Origin of the sequence: Sphingobacterium psychroaquaticum (genome assembly GCF_004421025.1) — a bacterium.
Classification (GTDB): Bacteria; Bacteroidota; Bacteroidia; order Sphingobacteriales; family Sphingobacteriaceae; genus Sphingobacterium; species Sphingobacterium psychroaquaticum.
The window spans coordinates 2,978,403-2,997,939 of record NZ_CP038029.1; the positions used below are offsets into that span (position 1 = coordinate 2,978,403).

The window sequence follows — 19,537 nt, forward strand, 5'->3', positions numbered from 1 at the left end:
CACAAACCATTGACAAGACTAAAGATACACCAATCGAAAACCGTCTTGCACCACGATATTAACCTCTTATGTGTAATATTTAACTAAAAAAGAAGACATCTCCTTTTTAAAACATTTACTTGTTCTTCTTTTGATAGACGCGAACGTAGTCGATTTCATACGTTGACGGGAGTAATGATTCATCAATTTTCCCGCCGTTCATTCCACCCAATGCAAAGTTAAGAAGAACGTAATGTGGTTGACGGAACGGATTAAAGCCACTTCCATCTTTATTTTCGAGTTGATCCATTGGTACACGAATCATCAGTAGATCGTCTACATAGAGGGCAATCTCCTTTTCATCCCAATCCATTCGCCATACATGGAATTTACTGGCCCAATCCTTACCCCCTAATTCCTCAACGGATTTCGTACTGCTGTGCCAATGCGCTTTCCATTGTTCGCTGGTCCCTATGGCAATATTTGCTAAGATATTACCACGATAGTACTCCATAATATCTATCTCTCCATTGGACGGCCATTCTTTTTCTATCCCTAAAGTCCAGAAAGCAGGCCACAAACCAGATCCGATCGGTATTCTCGCCTTCATCTCAAATCGACCATAGGTCCATGCTTGCTTGTCCCGTGTATTAATAGACGATGATGTATACTGAATATACTTTCTCTTCTTTGCCCAGTCCGTACTACCTGCGACATACGTTGGGTTTTTCTTCTTTTCTTTTTTCAGGTTTATAAGCAGTAAACCGTCCTTGCAATATGCATTTTCTTTTTGATACCATTGATCTTCATTGTTGCGCTTAAATCCTTCTTCAAAGGTCCAATAATCGGGGTTTGGCGGTCCATTCTGATTAAACTCATCGGCCCAGACTAATTGATAATCTGAAGAATTGGCTTGCTGCGCAAAGTTAACCTGGGAAAAAGTCAATAACGTAATAAAACAAATAAAACGATTCATAAATAAAAAGGGGTTATACTGATATATTTTCATTAAAAATTAGATTACTGGGGTTTTAACACGCTTCCATTTTTCAACAAATGGAACGCCATTTACCGTTCCTTTAATTTGTAAGGTGTCTTCGTTCAAAAAGCTATACGAAACTTTTGAGGCTGCATTCCGTAGATTCGGATTGATGGAAAATTTGATATTCTCACTATAAATATCTTCTGACAGCACCTTAAATGATCCCTGTTGTGAATTAAAGGCCCCCTCTGGGGTGACAATCACAAACATATAGCTCCCATCTTTGCCGAAGAATTTCAGGTAGCCCGGCGGAACACGCAGCTCGATCCCGCTCTCATTTTCGGCAACAACCATTTCCCAGATGCCGACAAACCGTTTTCTATTTTCTTTTGTTGAAGAAGACGTCGGTACCGTAGCCGAAAGAAGGAACCAAGTAATAAAAAGTAGTCCAATGGGCAACAGTCGCTTTAATTTCAAAAGATTCAATTTCATAATAATTCTATTTAGTCCGTTACAATTAAGTGCAATGCATAGGTATTCTTTGCGGGATCGCAGCAGAAAAAGAAGCCTCCGTTCTCTCTCGAGAAGGAGGTTCCTTGATTGCTAATTGATATAAGATCCACTATGTGAGGTCATGCCATCTTTTCGCATGGCCTCTATAATGAGGCAATTATACACGTAGTCCCAACTCGACGTTACTTCGGAGTTTTGGTTTAGGCCATAGGGCCACCAGTGTTGCGTATCACCGTTTAACGTTTGTTCTTTATTTTTTGTAATCAGTTTAAGCAAATTGTTCACGCCGTTAAACTGATATTTACCAGACACAATTGCTTGATCTCGCCACCAACTAGTGGTTCCGGTTCCAAACGTATGATTCATCTCATGCAGCATGGTACGTAGATTCTGGAAACCGGCTTCCGTTCCGAAGCGCATCCATCCTTCATTGTTAGCATCAGCCGTGGGAACACCTGGCACATAATTTATCCATACATGCTTTGTCGCCGAGGTATAGTTATTGGCGTACCATACGGCACTATCTATAGCCACCTGCAACCGTGCATACGCCGCTTGTTGTTCTGCCGTAGGATTCGTCTCTTTATTAAAGGTATAAGTTACTTTTCCTTTACCTATTGTTTTGAAAGTAATGTTTGCGCCGTAACTAACCCCTTGCTCATTGATGGCGTACGAACGTAAATGGTAGGTCGTACGTTCGTTCAACCCAGTAATGTTACAACGGTACGCCCCCTGCCCCACGGCTCCGTGGACCACTTTTCCTTGATCGATCGTAGGGTTTTCTACTGTTCCCCAGCAAATTCCTCGTTCCGTGATTTGCCCGCCTCCATTTCCTGTAATCTCCGCATCATATGAGGCCAACGTCGAGCCAATAATAAACATGGGCCCATTGGCAAAAGTAACGGACTGGATACTCGTTGTCTTCAAAGTTTGCTCTTCACCATAAGCCACACCACCTTTATTGCGGACATAAGCACGCACATAATACGACGTATTACTTTTCAATCCGGTCAATTGCACCGAGAAAGTTCCATCTCCCTTCACCGTATTAGCTTCCATATATTTATCCTCAACAGTTGGCTTGGGCGCTTCTCCCCAACAGATTCCGCGATTGGTCACCAAAGCGCCTCCTTTGCTCGTTACTTGAGCTTGTACCAAGGCAGTATTTGTCGTAATAGATGTAAATTTTGGCGAGCTCACGCTCGCCAAAACAACCTCTTTACCCGGCTCCTCTCCTTCTTTTTCATCGCTTATCGAATCACTCTTAGAGCAGGCCAAACATAGCACGGCCAAACATGTCAACCAGGTAATACCGTATCTTTTCATATGTATACCCATGCTATTTCGCCAAATATTTAAGTTTCACACTACTTACTTTCCAATATTGTCCTGTGCTTCCTGTTCCCGTCAGTGAACCCACGAATCCGAATGAAAGTTCCGTCTCTTCTGTTAGCTCAAACGGGACTGTAATAACACCAGACCGGTTTACAAAAGAAACATACGCTTTGGCCTGTGTAGCAAGGTTTTCAATATTTGGTATATCCTTACCCTTTGCAATAGCAATGAAGAATGAACCTGAAGAGCTCGCGCCATTGACATCAACCACATATTCATATTTACCTGCCGGTAAGGTGGTCGTTTGGTGGATTTTACCATTTGTAAAGGATGTTAAGTTATTGCTACTCCAACCGGCTTCCATCGTTAAGCGATAGTTCTGATTACCATCCACACCACCGTAGTAAGCACCGTTCAAAAGGAAGTTTTTAACCGCGGTGTTCGTGACCCAGCTTGCTGGAATTCCCCAACGACTGCCACTAAAGGCCGATGTTGCGAATGGTGCCGCCGTATTCTTCAGATATTGGCTTGTTACGTAACGCGTAAAATTAGTGGACGCGTATTCAGTATAAAAGGTGTCGATAGACAATGTATCCGGCAGGAACAAAGTGCGGTACTTCACCTCCGTTCCGATCCGATAATCTTTCGGCAACGTATTTTCGCTTTCGTCAATAGGTACAAGCAATAACTTTTCCTTATTATCGATCGTTTGATATTTCACCTGTGTTCCAAACACGCCACTCGTCAAATCCATACCACCCCACTCGATTACACCTTCTTCCGTTTCCGATATAAAGGCATTGGCAACAGGTCTATTGATTAAGCCCGAAATATAACGCGCGCCATACGATGCTCCGGTTTTAAAAACTGGTAAAGACTTATTTCCTTGTGCATCGAATGTGATAAACTCAAAATTATGCACCCCTTCCGCAACAGGAATCATTAGTTTTAAGGTATCAACCCCCGTAGTTCGCTGGATAGGAACCTCAATAGAATCCTTACGTCCATTCCAAAACGCTTTGAGTTTAACAATTTTTGGATCCGCCATAAACAGTCCGGTTACATATACACGCTCTTTCCCAGAGTATACGATAACCGAATCTATTTTACCAGTATATACCGTTTCACCACCCTCAAAATACTTCTTATACTCATCTCCTTTGGTACACGAGCCAAAATAAACGGCTAGGGCAAGGAGGAAAGAAATACGGGTTAATATTTTATTATATGTTCTTTTCATCTCTATAAATTTTACACGTTTATACTTAGCGCGGATCTCCGTAAACTTGAAGCTCTGCGATGGACATAAAGGTAGATCCCTGCCAGTTTCTGTTTGATTTTATACGGAGGTACCGAACCTTAGGAACAGCAATATCAAAATCGTAGCTCAGTCCACTATTGGCCAATTGATAGTCCTCATCCGTTTGTTGTCCAGCAGGTAAGCCGGAGGGTTTGACACTCACGTACGTTCCGAGCAAGTGCCAGTTGTTCCAGCTACCATCCGACGGTGGGTTTGTGGATCCCCAAATTTCGAACTGACGAAGGTTTCCTCCGAAGAAATACATCCGACCGCTGTTGGTATACTCGGGGTAGTCCCAAATAACGATACGACTCATTTTCGATAAAGCCCCGGTATCAAAAGTCACCCATTGAGAGGTTGTAATACCTGGTTTGGTTAAGGAAATATTAGGCCAGTGGAAATTATCCCCATCCCACATTTTATTCAACCCAGTAGATGTATACTCCTGCTGCGCATCGCCTGGCAAGACTAACGGAGCGTATCGAGACTTAGACAAAGCTGTCTCATACAATGGTTTAAGGGTGGTAATCATGGTATCCGTGAAGTTCATATACTTATCGCGAACAGTAATAGCGAAAGTTTGTGCCACCGTATCCAAACCTCTGATAGTCCGATTAATCTGCTTCGTAGCCGTATAGATATTATCCACAGATGGTACCCATTCGCCTAAGGAATCGACCATCACCATAATGGTGATATCTTTTTGTTTTTCATTTTCTCCCGTGATGCGGATTCCTCCAAAAGCTGGTATAACCTCCAAACTGCGGAATGCATCCCAGATTGGGTTCTCTTTCGGGCGAATGGTTACCTGCACCGGTTGCGAGTTTACCTCGCTTCTATTTACGGCAAATAGGTCAATGGTATAATCAGCCTCGTCAGCAAAGCCCTCCACGATCAGGAAATTATTATAATAAGAGGATTTCACTTCCATCTTACGACCTGAAGACAACGTATAGACTGCTTTCACGTAGAGGAGGTCCTGATCCATCGGCAATCGATACGCTATGCGAGCAGCACCGGGCAAGTTCTCTACCCGCACATCAGTGACTATGCCCGGAGGCGTTGTATTTTGTTCTGAGATATCCTTAACCTCTTCTTTACAAGACCAAAAGGATACGACAAGAGCTATACAAAAAATACTATATAATAGGGATTTCATAATATATGCGTTTTATAATTCTTTTCGTTTTTATTCTACCAACCTACATTTTGTACGAGATTCGGATTGACCAATAGCGCATATTCGCCTAAAGGCCAGAAGTAATCTCTCGGTGCGATAAAAGTTTGTGGAAACAGCGTCCGTAAGCGGTAATAGTCATTGGTTGTCTCTTGGCTAACGCTCCAGCCGGTAATATTTTGGTTCAGATAATTTACGGCTAACTTCCAACGACGGAGATCCCAAAAGCGCTTGCCCTCAAACACCAACTCAATCATACGCTCTTGTCGGATAATATCGCGAAGACCTTCTTTGGTGCGTGGTTTATTGGGATTGGAAGAATAACTGTTCCAAGACTCCAACACACCTTTTAGTCCAGCTCTTGCACGTATTTTATCTAAAGCGGCATAAACCTCTTCGCTCGGGCCAAACGCTTCATTTGATGCCTCGGCATACGCTAAATACACATCGCTTAAGCGGATTTCCGGCCACGGGTACGAACGATAGCTCACACCACTTGAGGCAAATGTTTGTTCCCAATTAACCAGCTTACGTAAGAAATAACCGGTTTCATTAATCCAACCGTGGTTATTCGCACCTGCAGACTGATTTAATTTGGCCTCTAACACATAGGTATCCTCATCCGTTAAGCTCAATTCATCAAACTTAAACCATACACTGCCATCAAATGCGAGGTTCGCGTAGAAGCGTGGTTCCCGATCAAAGTTCAAACGCGCCGTGCGGTACCCCTCTTTGATATAGAAACGCTCGGCATGGTTAGCTTCACGAACGGTATATCGGTTCGTAAAATCCAGCGTTTTATCCTCGTTCAAGGGAACGCCATTTTTTGTATAAAACATTTCTGCAATTTTTATCGGTGCGCTCAAATGTTGTCGCGCCGTTCCAACAACTGCCTCAGCAGTGAGTAAAGGCATGGCATCGCGCTGAATGTTGGACGCTTGGCTATTGGAGTTTGCCCATATATGTTCTTCTTGCCAACGCTCATTAAAGCCATTTGCAATGCTCAACATATTCGCCGTCGTATCCGATAGTCGAAACTGTCCATACTGTGCTTTGTTAAACTTATATAGCTTGAATCCCGCCGTTTCTGACGACTGAACTGCCGCTGCCGCTGCTGCTGCTGCACGTACCCATTTTGTTTCGTCGTATACAGGATTAAATAACTGCTCGCCTTTTGAATTCTTAAAACTCGCGTAGTCTGGATTGCCATTAAATAAAGGACTGGCCGCTGTCAGTAATACATTTGCTTTTACGGCGTGGATAATAGGTTTAGTGATCCGCCCAAGTTGTAGCGCGCGATCGGTAATCAACAACGGTACAGATGTGTTAACCGCTGAATCCAATAAACTGACAATATAATCGACGGCCTCATCTACAGGACGCTGTTCCACCCGAACCTGTTCTGCGGTTGCATCCAAGGGAAGATTTTCACGAACAACAGGAATTGGTCCATAGGCCCGAAGCAGTAAAAAATGGTAATATGCCTTTAAGAACATGACTTCACCCAACCATCTCGAACGATCATCCGCATTTAGATCCGGTACTTTGCTGGGATTAGATACATTCTCCAGAAAAATATTACAATCGCGGATGGCCTGGAACAAACCACCGTCCCAACGATTAACTAAAACATTATTTACATTTTGTGCACCGCGTGCAATCTGCCAGTTGCTACCCAATATCTCCCGCTGAGCAACCGGCAACCAAACTTCATCCCCGGCCAAAAAACCGTCGTTTTGCAGCGGATCAGCGTTGCGCGGCAAATAGGAATAACAGGTGTATAAATATTTCTCTGCCTCATTTCTCAACGAAAAGGCATGTTCGATTGTTGCTACATTATCCGGAACCACATCGATATAATCTTGACAGCTGCTCGCCAGTACCAGCATGCCCGTCAACATCGAAAAACGAGTTATTATATTTTTAATCTTTTTCATTTTCTAACGCTTAAAAAGTAAACTGTAAGCCTAAATTATATACGGCTTGTACCGGGTATCCAATACCCTTACCGCCCATTTCTACATCCCATAGCTTAAATTTGCTAACAGAAAATAGGTTCATACCATTGGCATAGATTCGCAAATTTTTGGCACGGATCCGTTCCATTAGGCTCTGCTTAAAGGTGTATCCAAATTCAACGCTTTTCAGACGAAGAAATGCGCCATCCCGAAGCCACCACGAAGAAACCTGGTTGTTGTTTGCAATGACACCTTCGCTCAAACGTGGCCATAAGGCGTATAAATCTCTGTTGTCTTCGCTCCAGTGACTATCGGCAATAGCCTGTAGCAGTCCGTTCTGATTGCCACCATTCTGATAGAAAGGAGATATATTTTCCGGGTTTAGGAAAAAAGAAGAGCGCGCAGATCCTTGAAAGAAGAAACTAAAGTCAATACCCTGGTATCCTAAAGAACCTCCAAAACCATAAATTAATTCTGGATTTTCCGGGTAACCTAGCGCCACTTTATCCAGATCGGTAATCCGGCCATCGCCATTTAAGTCTTTGTACTTTATATCCCCTCCGAGGTAGTGAACTCCCGGTGTTCCAATCTGTGTAGGAGAATTTAAAACCTCTTGATCATCCACAAACAAACGCTCTGCCACATACCCGAACCATTGCTTCGCCGGGTAATTCACTGTATAGCGGTAACTCTCCGCATACGCAGGCTCATCAACGATCAGCAGTTTACTTTTTGCGTAGGTCAGTGTACTTCTCCAGTTCATCCACCAGCTGTTGTTCAATGTTTTATTATAATTCAACATCAAGTCCACACCACGACTTTCAGCCTTGTTGGTATTGGCAACAATAGGCACCTGTAATCCCATTGTTGTCGGTACAAAAGCACGATCTGTTAAGATATTACTACGTACTTGCTTGTAAACATCCACGTTGATTTCTAAAGCATTGAAAAGCGTGGCATCTAATCCTAAATTCGTTTGTTCTGATTTTTCCCAGGTTATACCTTCATTAGCGTAGCGATTAATCGCAATACCTGGACGCCCAATAATACCGAGCTCGCCAAATACTGCCCCACGCCCTACGCTATTCATGTTAACCTCAGACATATAATAAAAACGCTGTTCTGCACGTCCAATTTGATCATTTCCGACAAAGCCATATGTTGCACGCAACTTCAGGTTGTTTACTGTGTTTTTAATCGGTTCAAAGAATGCTTCATTCGAAATATTATACGCTAGACCAAAGGAAGGGAAGAAACCCATACGACGATTTTTGGCAAATCGCTCCGAACCGTTATATCCAAAGTTAAATTCCGCCATATAACGATCGTCATAACCGTAGGTAAAGCGTCCCGACAAACCGATATTTCTAGCGGGTAAGGATAGTTGTAAACTGCCGGCATTACCATTTAGCTGATTCTGGATCAATCCAATTAATGTACCTCCTACATTATGTACACCAAATCTTCTGTTATAATTGGCAATAGCGTGTGCATAAAACATCGATGACACTCTTTTTTCAGATTCGCTATAATCTAAGTATTCACGTCCTACTTGCCCGATGGAACCTATTCCTCCATCGTTTAATACCCGAAGGTTCAGCGTTCCATCAGGGTTTACATTACTGGAATAATAGAAAGGATTATATTGGCGACTAACTTCGAAAAAAGCATAGCGACGTACATAAGCCATAGCCGTTAGGTTCAAGCCCGGAATAACCGCACTTAAATCTTGTCTGATTTCAATCTGCGGCATAATAGTCGATGTATTATACTCCTGGTAACCTCGTACCATTTCAGCGTATGGATTTACATAGAGACCGCCATTCCGATTGACTGCATTCCCAAAAAGTGGGTGATTTAAATAAGGTCGGAATGAAGCCGGATAAACGGCTGGAAACATCACCGGGTTGGACCATATTGCTCTTCTAAAGGTAGCTTGCCCCCCATTGACCCATCCACCATCCGAATCCCGGTAACCGATAGGTCCGGTGTAGTCATCAAACTGTGCATACACACGTACAATACCTGTTGTTGTCGGGGTGAAATTGATGTCCACATTTGATCGAACAGAATAATTACGAAGCTTGATATTATTGTTGAAATTATTGATCCCGTTCATTTTCAACAAGCCGTTGTCTACGTTATAGGTTCCCGCCAAGTAGTAACGTGCGCGTGTCCCTCCACCCGATAAACTGAGGTTATAACGTTGGTTTAAGGTATAATCCTTAATCAATTGATCGATCCAATTGTTATTCGGGTACAACAAAGGATCCCGTCCTGCTTTCGTATTATCGATCTTACTCTGCCAATACGGTAGTCCTTGTCCTGTACTCGCATCCAAAGGGCGTGTTAGGTATGCCTCATTGGCTAACTCCATGTAGGTAATATTATCTGCAAACTGGAAGTTACGCGTATTCGTCGATAGCGAATTTTCCATACGAAAATCAAAATTGGTCCGTCCTTCTTTTCCGAGCTTCGTGGTAATCAGCACGACACCATTTGCACCGCGAGCGCCATACATAGCGGCTGCATTCGCATCCCGCAACACCGAGAATGATGCAATATCATCGGGTTGTAGGCGAGCCATATCGGTTGGTGTGGATTCCACGTTATCGATCAAGATCAACGGATCCTGTTTCCCGGTACCGAAAGTACCGAGCCCCCGGATAAAGAAATTGGCATTATCAGCTCCCGGTTCACCACTCCGTTGGAAAGCAATCATACCAGCAACACGTCCTGCCATCATCGTGGTTAGGTTGCTCGTTGGCCCTTTCAGCTCTTTTGGTTCTATGGTGGTTACCGAACCGACTAAGCTGGCCCGTTTTTCACGTTGCCCGAAACCGGTAACGACAACATCTTCGATCATACTGTCGTCTGTCTCTAAAACAATATCCAGCACAATGTACCCTGTGGCGTCAGCTTTCTTTCCGGCAAGAGATACCTCTTTTCGAATAAAACCGATATTACTAAAAACTAGAGTCGATCCCCCAGGTACAGCAATTACGTAATTTCCTTTGTCATCCGTAAGTGAACGTGCTTCCCCTCCGAGCACGCCGATGGTGGTGCCCCCTAGCGGTGCGCCCCCACTTGTTATCAAACCTTTGACATTGACATTTTGCGCAACACCTATACCATACATCATAAAGAGACATAAAAATATGCCCAGACGTTGTGTAAGCATTTTGTAAGTTTTCATTGCATTTATTTTGGTTAGTTTATAATCTGCGACAGTTCATACACTGCCTGCACAATTATCGGGAGTATCTTACACTTTACTTAGGGGGGATTTCATCAAAAACAAGGGGGTAATTAGGCAGGACAAGCTAAAAAAAAAGGAAACAGGAAAACAAACAACCGTTTTTTATCCACCAACAACCACATATTAACCGGTCTGCCCGCCGACAATTACGAGGCACATATACCGTAGAAAAACGGCAGAAAAAGAATAAAAAAATAAATGTCAAACTTACGCTTGTTATTAGTAAAGCTTTTAACTAGCTTTACTTTATAACCTATTAATGAAACCAACCCAATTATGAAGTATAGTATTTATACCTTTCTTCAGCTTTTTTTGGTACTTATTAGTGCAAAAGGGCAAGGTACAATAGAGTATCTCGGCATAGAAAAAGGACTATCGAACGACTATGTAACAAATATCTTCCAAGATAGACATGGCTTTATGTGGTTTGGTACCTACAGCGGATTAAATCGCTATGATGGCTATAGCTTTAAGGTATATAAAAATATACTACACGATGCACAATCACTCCCCGACAACCGTATTACCGATATTGCGGAAGATAAAAACGGAAATCTTTGGGTGGCAACCAAGATTGGTATCGCCCAGTTAAACCGGGACGAGACGACCTTCTTGCGCCTGCCGCTCTACGCGGAGAATGGAAAAAAGGTCGATATCAATTTTTCCGTGCACCAATTAAGAAACGATAAAGAGGGAAATATCTATGCTGGCAGTGAGCAAGCGGGATTATTAGCCATCCAACAGCATAAGGGCAGCTATGTAGCCTCTTCCATTCCATTACAACTTCCCCAAAACGAAACGACATCATACAGTGTTAGTGGTTTATGCAGAACACCAGAAGGAAATTTATGGCTCGTTGTTCAAAACGTAGGCCTCTGTTATTATGACCCTCAGCATAGAACGGTGGTGGTCAAAGCTGCTGGAACCTTTAATGCGACCACCATGGCAGCATCCGCAGATGGTGATGTATGGTTTGCTACAAACTGGGGCATCAGCCGATACAATCCATCGCGTCAGGCGTTTGTTCACTATACAGCGGCGGCGGGACTAGGTCTTGACCGCGTGGTGCACCTATATTTTGGTAAGGATAAAAAAATGTGGGTTGGAAGCGACGGCGGCGGAATACAAAAGATTGATATGATGACCGGCAAAGTGGAACAACACAACGATCACAATAAATATGTCCTGACGAGTAACTCTGTCTTCGCCATCTATGAAGATTCCCAAAACAGACAGTGGATCGGAACCTTACGTGGTGGGATAAACAAAATCGATTATAGCAAAGGGAAATTTCAGTTGATTAAAAATAAAACGCACGGCCAGCTTATCAGTGAGAAGGATTTTGTGCTATCCATGGCCGAGGCAGATAACGAAAACCTGTGGATCGGAACTGATGGCGCCGGTCTTTTGAAATGGAATAGAAAAAAGCAAGCGTTTGTGGATTTCCCTATCCAGCACCATGCTTTACAGAAAGCTTTCGTGACGGATTTAATACAACAGTCGGACAATAAGTTATGGGTAAGTACCTATGACCAAGGCCTCTTCCTGTTGGATACCAAAACGGGAAACGTTAAACAGTATCATTGCTATTATCCCAATACCGATTATATTAATCTTACGACCTGGCGCTTGCATCAAGACAGCAATAACCAAATTTGGGCTGCAACCTTAAACGGCGGATCAATTTATAAATTAGACACGAAAGCAGATCGTTTTGTCCCCTTGGATATCCCAACGAAAGATATCCTGGTCTTTACAGAAGAAAGTGCAAACAACTTTTGGCTGGGTTCCTGGAGAGATCTTATTCGCATCGATGTAACCACAAAAAAACAGCGCACATTTACCATCGGTACCCCAGTGCGCTTTATCCATCCCGCAGGAAAAAAACACCTGTGGATAGGCACCGAGGGCGGTGGTTTACTGTTCTTTAATAAAGAAAACGGGGCATTTGATCGCTATACCGAAAAAGAAGGTCTCCCCAGCAATACCTTGCTCAATGCGCTGGAGGACAAAGAAGGAAATTTGTGGATATCAACCTATAATGGACTTTCAAAGTTTGATCCAAAGACCAAGAGTTTTCAAAACTTTAGCCGGACAGATGGACTACAAAGCAACCAATTTACATACAATGCTGCACTAAAATTACGTTCCGGTGAAATGGCATTTGGCGGTATTCGCGGGTTCAATATTTTTACCCCTAAAGATATACAGGCACAACAGCACTTTCCGAAACTGGCTATTACGCAATTACAGATTGACAATAAGCCATACGGCAGCGCGGAGCAGCAGCGAGATCAGGCTTTAGGAACCGTAGACAAACTGACCATTCCTTACCATCAGGCCATGCTTTCTTTTTCATTTGCTGCCCTGGAATATACCTTCCCAGACAAGATCAAATATGCCTACTTTTTGGAAGGGTGGGATAAAGATTGGAACTATGTGGGAGAGCAACGCAATGCGCAATATACCCATTTAAAGGAAGGGGCCTATACCTTACGTATCAAATCGACCAACGCCGATGGCAGCTGGAACCCAAAAGAAAGAATAATAGCGATAGAGATCCTTCCTCCATGGTGGCGAACCGGATGGGCCTATTCTGCTTATATTTTGTTGATAGTAGGCTCCTTATATCTTTATATCAATCATATAAAGTACAAAACAAAACTATTATATAAACTCAAAACGTCAGAGTTTGCACGCAATAAAGAGCAGGAACTCAGTGAGAAAAAAATAAGTTTTTTCACCCATATAGCGCATGAGTTTAGAACGCCACTAACCCTCATGGTCAATCCGCTCAAGGATATGTTGTACCGTGCTGCACATGAAGATATCAATAAGCAGGAACTACATCATGTCTACAATCACTCAAAAAGATTGTTGAGTCTGGTGGATAAATTGCTTTTGTTTCGAAAAGCTGACAGCGGCTTTGATGAGCTACGAATTGTAAAACTTGATTTTATAAAACTGTGTCGAGAAGTGTATTATTGTTTCCAACAACTGGCACATTCGCAGGATATCGATTACCAGTTTGAAAGTTACGCGGATAGCTATGAGATGTATGGTGATCGGGAAAAACTGGAAATATGTCTCTTTAATCTATTTCATAATGCGATTAAGTATACAGCTAAAAATGGGAAGGTAACCATACAGATCACGCCTCACAATGACTATTTAGTATTGGAGGTAATCGACTCCGGAAAGGGCATCATAAACACGCTGGCGTCCAGTATATTTAAACCATTTCATCGGGACTACTCCAGCAAAGGGAGCCAGCAATCCGGATTTGGCATTGGCTTATTTTTGGTCAAGAAATTTGCCGAAGCACACGAAGGGACTATCCATTTTGAAAGCAATGAGCTCCTAGGAACTACCTTTACGCTGACCCTACCACACAAACCAAAGATGCTAAAAGATAGCCTTGTCTTCGAGGATGTTCCAGAGCACTCTGTCTTTCTCCATGAGTTTATGGACAGCGATCTCCCGGTGGATCAAAATACAGTACCGTTGGAGTCTAACAACACGATACCTACAAGGAAAGACCAAACACTTACGACCGAGCAGCGTATTATCCTGGTGGTAGATGATAATGACGAAATCCGGAATTACGTAGCGAAGATATTTACCCCTGATTATGAAGTGATACAAGCGGAGGACGGAGAAAAAGCGCTTGAAATTTTGCGAACAATAGAACCGGATATTGTCATTAGCGATGTTGTGATGAAAGATATTTCAGGTATCGACCTATGCGAAAATATCAAAGCAAACAATCGACTCAACCATATTCCGGTGATCCTACTGACGGCCAGCTCCTCCCCCGATGTTCGTCTGAAAGGGATTGAGGGGGGGGCGGATGATTACATCACCAAACCTTTTGATAAAGAAATTCTTCAGGCACGGGTGAGCAACCTGATACAAAACAAACAACGCCTTCATCAGTATTTTCACAATGAGATTACGATGCAGGCCACGGATAACAAAATACCACAAGAGTATAAGGACTTTCTACACGATGCGATGCATATTGTAGAAGCGCACCTGCAGGAGGCCGATTTTTCCGTAAAAACATTAGCCGACAAGTTAAGCATGAGTCACTCCAACCTATATCGACGTATTAAATCTATATCAGGGAAATCGGCAAACGAATTTATCCGCTATATCCGATTGAGAAAAGTCGCCCGAACCCTGATTGATACCAATGCTAACATAAATGAAGCGGCCTACGATGCGGGATTTAGTGACATCAAACACTTTAGGCTTCAATTCACAAAACTATTTGGGTGTACGCCATCCGAGTATCGTAAAAAATTTGGACACGTTAAAAACAAATATCAGGTACGCATGAATTAAATATGGTTCCGTCAGCTTCGCTGGTTGACGGGATCATATTTTCACCGACATTCTTCCTGCATTCACCTAATTTATGGAAACCTTCACCTAATCACTGTATTAATCCCTCTGATTGATCCCTTACTTTGGAGAATTAAACAGAGAAACAAGCATGGGATTATTTTCATTTTTAAGAAAGAAAAAGGAGCTGCCACTTTCAACTATTCCACAAGAAGATATTACACTTCCTGAAAACGAGCAAAGTACGGAGCTCCATACGACAGTACCTGGCGGAGATGGTATTTTCCGCATCTACAATTACTTACAGCAAGATTTTGAAGCCAAAGGCTTTAATGACGCCCTCATCAGTCCCGATGATGGATACAAAAACGATAATATCCGACTGATTCGTTATGATCTTGAGATTCTGATCCATCAGGTAAAAACGTACCATGACTCCTTAATGAAAGATATGGAGTTTCATATCCACTCACGGGGACGCGCTGGGTTGATAGATCTTGTCGATGAGCTTAAAATCAAACAAACAGACCTTCTCGACCACATGGAAAAAGTAAAAGAATTCGAACGATCAGTAGCCACCGATAGTGGTTTATGTGAACGTGCGATTTTAGCATACAAACGTGGTTTCATGAAAGGTATGGCATCCATCACACAAGCCTATTTATTAAACAAAAAATTCTAGTACGATGAAAGATTGGTGGTTAAAATTTGGTTGTTTTCTAACAGGGTTCAATTATAATCTAGTAAAAAACTCGAGCGAGCAATCGGCCAAGAACGTAAAAAAATATACATCGGCCATGCTGTTGATTACGCTAGTCTGGTTTTTCATTGGCTACAGTTTTGCAACACGATACCTTCACTTGGAACAATGGGGAGGGCTTCTCGGTGGGCTCTTAATGAGCTTTGTCGTTATCCAGATCGAGCGGATTATTATCCTATCGACGAAAGTTAGTTTAGGTTCCAGCATCTTCCGTATTCTCCTCGCTTTGGTGATGTCTATTTTAGGTGCCTTTATTATGGACCAAATTACATTCAAAGACGATATCGAACTGCGTAAAGCGCAGGTCATGGACGAACGTGTAAAACTAGCCGTGCAACAATCTGAGCAGGATATCCAGAAGCAAATAGCAGGTTTGGACAGCATGATCGCTAAAGCAAACTTACGCTATGATGCCGTAAGTAATGACCTAAAGAAAAATCCGGTCATTATAACGACGTATACGAACAGTAGTGTAACCAAGGATAAAGAAGGAAAAGCGATCAATAGTACCCAATCGACCAACAAATCGGTGATGGAGAATCCGAAAAAACTGGAAATGGAGCAGCTCCATAAACAAATAGAAACGCTGCAACATAAAAAATTTGAGCTGGCTCAGTCGATCACGACCATCAAAGAACGAAAAGAAAAAGAATTGAAAGCCAGTACAGGATTTCTCGATGAACTGACCTTACTACATGATGTGGTTACATCCTCACAAATTGGTATTTTCGTATATCTCCTCTTCCTGTTGTTCTTTCTAGCTATTGAACTTTTTGTACTCGTCATGAAACTAACGGACAAAGAATCAGACTACGATAAGCTTTTGCAACACCAAACAGAAATTCGTGTTCACATGCTAGAAAAGCTACGTAATCCGTAAACAAAGTCTCTATTATAACTGTTAATTTTTATAAACTCAAAACAAATACAATTATGTCTATCAAAGAAACATTCTTCGTAAACGGGGAAAACCTACTCAAAAAAATAAAGGAAATTATCGCAGAAGGTAATGTGACCAAAATCAGCATTTCGGACAAGAACGGAAAAGAAATAATGAGTTTTCCAGTAACGTTGGGTGTCGTTGGGGTCGTATTCGCGCCCATTTTTGCGGCTGTTGGCGCCATTGCGGCTTTACTGACCGAATGCAAGATTACAGTCGAGAAAGAGCACAAAGAAGATGAAGCAACACCCCCTCAGGAAGAGGAGAAAGAAAATGCTGCAACAGAACCAGAAGAACCGCTGTTGTAAGGCTATCTTATAACAGGCTCCTTTTAGTCTAAAAATTGGACTATACTCATAAAATAGATCGACCTCTTGCCTCTGGAAAACAACAAGCAAGAGGTTGTATTCTAAGCTCCCACGTGGCTGAGAGGACAGGGACAAACAAGGGAGACACGAGCCAAAGGCGCGCGCCAGCGGATAGCAAACTAGCGAACCGTCTTCAAAATACTCGACGCTCACTAACACGCTAGTTCGAGCCTGCCTACCGTAGGTAGGCTTGTAACCCAGACTCCTAAAGGTTAAAGCAAGTAATATGATATGCTAAGCGACAAACCTACTACAGGTAGGCTTGTCGCTTGGACTTTTAAAGACATTATGAAGAAGCCAGCCATCACCGGGATTACTTTTTTTTCAATTTTAACTTTTTAATTGCTACCTTTGTAAGCAACAAATCACTTACTGCATGTAATAAATATTTCTTTCCACCGAACATACTCAGCATTATCCTTAATGGATGAACTGCCTATTGTTAACTTCTACAACGAAAGAAATCATGCTTATTATCGACAATATTTCCTATATACATCAGGATAAAGAAGTCCTGTTTACACATTTAAATTTTAGCCTTCGTCAAGGTGCTAAAGCTGCGCTTATCGGGAATAATGGTGCAGGAAAATCTACACTGCTTAAACTTATTGCAGGTCTTCACACTCCCAATACGGGTCAAATAAGATCGGTAGAGTCCCCCTATTACATCCCTCAAATACTTGATCAATACCAAGACAAAACAGTGGCTGAGGCGCTTCAAGTAGCCCATAAATTGCATGCTTTTTATGAAATCTTGGCGGGAAATGCCTCGGAAGAGCATATGTTGATGCTCGATGATGATTGGAGCCTCGAAGAACGCTGTCACGATGCCTTTACCCGTTGGGATTTGAAGGGAGTAAACCTGAATGACAAGATGGCGACACTTAGTGGTGGACAAAAGAGCCGTGTTTTTTTAGCCGGTATACACATCCACCAAGCGAAGTTTATCATCATGGATGAGCCCAGTAATCATTTGGATAATCAGGGCCGGCAATTGCTTTATGCATACATCGAACAAACTGCAGCAACTTTACTTATTGTGAGCCACGATCGTACCTTGCTCAATTTACTTGACACGATGTATGAACTTAGTAAAGAGGGCATAAAGACTTACGGCGGGAATTATGATTTCTACGCGGAGCAGAAAGATGCGGAGCGCAACGCGCTGGGCGACCACATCCAGGCAATGGAAAAAGACCTTCGGAAGGCCAAAGAAAAAGAACGTGCCGTAGCCGAGCGTCAGCAGAAGCTGGATGCACGTGGTAAAAAGAAGCAAGAAAAAGCCGGCGTTGCGCGTATTATGATGAATACGCTCCGCAATAACGCCGAAAATAGCAGTGCTAAATCCAAGCAAGTCCATAGCAATAAAACGAATAATATCGGTGAAGAACTATCATCGTTGCGCATGCAGCGTGCCGATATCGACAAGATGAAGTTTGGTTTCGAAAGAACAAGCCTTCATCAAGGTAAGGTGTTATTCGAACTCACGCATGTAAATCATCAATACGAAGCCCAAGCGGTTTGGTCGGATAAATTAAATTTAAAAATTACAAGTGGCGAGCGCATTGCGTTAAAAGGAAAGAACGGATCCGGAAAAACGACCTTCATCCGGCTCTTGTTAGGTGCGTTAACGCCCGCGACGGGATCGATTTTCCGTACCGCGATTGAAACCGTTTATATTGATCAGGACTACTCCCTTTTGAATGATGCACTTAGCGTATACGAACAGGCCGAGGATTTTAATGACGGAGCACTCCAAGAACACGATATAAAGATTAGGTTGGATCGCTTTTTATTTAACAAAGAAAGCTGGAACAAATCGGTTGCTGCATTAAGTGGCGGAGAACGAATGCGCCTTGCTCTATGTTGTTTAACAATAAGTAATAATGCACCAGAGCTTCTCGTATTAGACGAACCTACCAATAACTTAGATATCCAAAATATCGAAATTCTAACCGCAGCTATTCAACAGTATCAAGGAACATTATTGGTCGTTTCGCATGATGCCTATTTCTTGAATCAAATAGCTATTACAAGGGAGATTGAGTTGGTAGGAAGTAGTTCGTAGAGCGTAGTTGGTAGGGAGTAGTTGGTAGAGCGTAGTTGGTAGGGAGTGGAGCGTTGTTACTAAATATACGTTATTTAAAAAAATATTTGGAAATAAAAAAAACTCTACTATATTTGTAGAGTATTCAGAATTGCATAAGCAATACCAACCGAGTGTAGGCACCGCGGTGGTAAAATAATACGGGTATCACGCCAAAATAAACGTGTCTTCACGATTGTTTTAAACCCTTGATTTTCTGAATACAATTTATGGTTAAACGTTTTTAATTTTAAATTGTATGTCAACAACAAATCAACTATCCAGCCATCTACAAGAGCAGTTCCACCACTATACGGTGAATGAGTTGATCACCATCAACAATGACATTGTTGAAAACAAGGTTTGGGGAAGCTCACGCTCTACCTTCCGGAATGCAGTGCTTAAAGCACTTGCCCAGAAGGGAATCGACCTATCCCCTATTATTTCCAAAGAGGACGGTTTTACCGTAATCCAGATTGTGAAAGTAAAGCTAGAAAACAATAGCCTCATTCCAGTCTGTTAAAGCAAGCAAA

Annotated in this window: 13 protein-coding genes and 1 riboswitch; of the genes, 6 read left to right on the plus strand and 7 right to left on the minus strand. The window is 42.5% G+C overall.

Annotation, left to right across the window (positions count from 1 at the left end):
• Window positions 1-115: 115 nt before the first annotated feature.
• The 7 genes from E2P86_RS12550 to E2P86_RS12580 all read right to left on the minus strand — a co-directional run bounded on the left by E2P86_RS12550 (window position 116) and on the right by E2P86_RS12580 (window position 10,440).
• Window positions 116-955: a glycoside hydrolase family 16 protein gene (locus E2P86_RS12550; protein ID WP_085471319.1), complete on the minus strand. Its 840-nt coding sequence runs from the start codon at window positions 953-955 to the stop codon at window positions 116-118.
• Window positions 956-994: 39 nt separating this feature from the next.
• Window positions 995-1,453, minus strand: a complete 459-nt coding sequence (locus tag E2P86_RS12555) for a DUF4488 domain-containing protein (RefSeq protein WP_134433412.1) — start codon at window positions 1,451-1,453, stop codon at window positions 995-997.
• Window positions 1,454-1,564: 111 nt separating this feature from the next.
• Window positions 1,565-2,800, minus strand: coding sequence for a hypothetical protein (locus E2P86_RS12560; RefSeq protein WP_134433413.1), 1,236 nt, complete (start codon window positions 2,798-2,800; stop codon window positions 1,565-1,567).
• A 13-nt stretch (window positions 2,801-2,813) separates the two neighbouring features.
• Window positions 2,814-4,049, minus strand: coding sequence for a DUF4998 domain-containing protein (locus E2P86_RS12565; protein WP_085471316.1), 1,236 nt, complete (start codon window positions 4,047-4,049; stop codon window positions 2,814-2,816).
• A 25-nt stretch (window positions 4,050-4,074) separates the two neighbouring features.
• Window positions 4,075-5,268, minus strand: coding sequence for a DUF5000 domain-containing lipoprotein (locus E2P86_RS12570; protein WP_085471315.1), 1,194 nt, complete (start codon window positions 5,266-5,268; stop codon window positions 4,075-4,077).
• Between the two features lie 35 nt (window positions 5,269-5,303).
• Window positions 5,304-7,223 carry a RagB/SusD family nutrient uptake outer membrane protein gene (locus tag E2P86_RS12575; protein ID WP_085471314.1) on the minus strand — a complete coding sequence of 640 codons (1,920 nt, stop codon included), beginning with the start codon at window positions 7,221-7,223 and terminating at the stop codon, window positions 5,304-5,306.
• Window positions 7,224-7,233: 10 nt separating this feature from the next.
• On the minus strand, window positions 7,234-10,440 hold the full coding sequence (locus E2P86_RS12580; RefSeq protein ID WP_085471313.1) for a SusC/RagA family TonB-linked outer membrane protein: 3,207 nt from the start codon (window positions 10,438-10,440) through the stop codon (window positions 7,234-7,236).
• Between the two features lie 339 nt (window positions 10,441-10,779).
• On the opposite strand from E2P86_RS12580, the gene E2P86_RS12585 reads away from it, so the two are divergent.
• From E2P86_RS12585 to E2P86_RS12610, 6 genes are all read left to right on the plus strand, one after another.
• Complete coding sequence (locus E2P86_RS12585) at window positions 10,780-14,850, plus strand: hybrid sensor histidine kinase/response regulator transcription factor (protein WP_134433414.1); 4,071 nt, start codon at window positions 10,780-10,782, stop codon at window positions 14,848-14,850.
• A gap of 151 nt (window positions 14,851-15,001) precedes the next feature.
• Complete coding sequence (locus E2P86_RS12590; protein WP_085471311.1) at window positions 15,002-15,532, plus strand: hypothetical protein; 531 nt, start codon at window positions 15,002-15,004, stop codon at window positions 15,530-15,532.
• Window positions 15,533-15,536: 4 nt separating this feature from the next.
• Window positions 15,537-16,490, plus strand: a complete 954-nt coding sequence (locus tag E2P86_RS12595; protein ID WP_085471310.1) for a DUF4407 domain-containing protein — start codon at window positions 15,537-15,539, stop codon at window positions 16,488-16,490.
• Between the two features lie 53 nt (window positions 16,491-16,543).
• The gene (locus E2P86_RS12600; protein ID WP_085471309.1) at window positions 16,544-16,858 is read left to right on the plus strand and encodes a DUF4342 domain-containing protein; all 315 of its coding nucleotides are present in this window, start codon (window positions 16,544-16,546) and stop codon (window positions 16,856-16,858) included.
• Window positions 16,859-17,345: 487 nt separating this feature from the next.
• A complete protein-coding gene (gene abc-f / locus E2P86_RS12605) occupies window positions 17,346-18,986 on the plus strand; it encodes a ribosomal protection-like ABC-F family protein (protein WP_234991051.1) in 1,641 nt (546 codons plus the stop codon).
• A gap of 115 nt (window positions 18,987-19,101) precedes the next feature.
• Window positions 19,102-19,196, plus strand: a riboswitch (SAM-I-IV-variant riboswitch).
• A gap of 67 nt (window positions 19,197-19,263) precedes the next feature.
• Window positions 19,264-19,527, plus strand: coding sequence for a hypothetical protein (locus E2P86_RS12610; protein ID WP_085471307.1), 264 nt, complete (start codon window positions 19,264-19,266; stop codon window positions 19,525-19,527).
• The last annotated feature ends 10 nt before the right edge of the window (window positions 19,528-19,537 follow it).

Excerpts from the sequence above, each read along its gene's own strand:
- E2P86_RS12580 (WP_085471313.1), bottom strand. The coding sequence starts at position 10,440 with ATGAAAACTTACAAAATGCTTACACAACGTCTGGGCATATTTTTATGT.
- abc-f (WP_234991051.1), top strand. The coding sequence starts at position 17,346 with ATGAACTGCCTATTGTTAACTTCTACAACGAAAGAAATCATGCTTATT.
- E2P86_RS12610 (WP_085471307.1), top strand. The coding sequence starts at position 19,264 with ATGTCAACAACAAATCAACTATCCAGCCATCTACAAGAGCAGTTCCAC.
- E2P86_RS12570 (WP_085471315.1), bottom strand. The coding sequence starts at position 5,268 with ATGAAATCCCTATTATATAGTATTTTTTGTATAGCTCTTGTCGTATCC.
- E2P86_RS12590 (WP_085471311.1), top strand. The coding sequence starts at position 15,002 with ATGGGATTATTTTCATTTTTAAGAAAGAAAAAGGAGCTGCCACTTTCA.
- E2P86_RS12595 (WP_085471310.1), top strand. The coding sequence starts at position 15,537 with ATGAAAGATTGGTGGTTAAAATTTGGTTGTTTTCTAACAGGGTTCAAT.
- E2P86_RS12550 (WP_085471319.1), bottom strand. The coding sequence starts at position 955 with ATGAATCGTTTTATTTGTTTTATTACGTTATTGACTTTTTCCCAGGTT.
- E2P86_RS12555 (WP_134433412.1), bottom strand. The coding sequence starts at position 1,453 with ATGAAATTGAATCTTTTGAAATTAAAGCGACTGTTGCCCATTGGACTA.
- E2P86_RS12585 (WP_134433414.1), top strand. The coding sequence starts at position 10,780 with ATGAAGTATAGTATTTATACCTTTCTTCAGCTTTTTTTGGTACTTATT.
- E2P86_RS12560 (WP_134433413.1), bottom strand. The coding sequence starts at position 2,800 with ATGAAAAGATACGGTATTACCTGGTTGACATGTTTGGCCGTGCTATGT.
- E2P86_RS12600 (WP_085471309.1), top strand. The coding sequence starts at position 16,544 with ATGTCTATCAAAGAAACATTCTTCGTAAACGGGGAAAACCTACTCAAA.
- E2P86_RS12575 (WP_085471314.1), bottom strand. The coding sequence starts at position 7,223 with ATGAAAAAGATTAAAAATATAATAACTCGTTTTTCGATGTTGACGGGC.
- E2P86_RS12565 (WP_085471316.1), bottom strand. The coding sequence starts at position 4,049 with ATGAAAAGAACATATAATAAAATATTAACCCGTATTTCTTTCCTCCTT.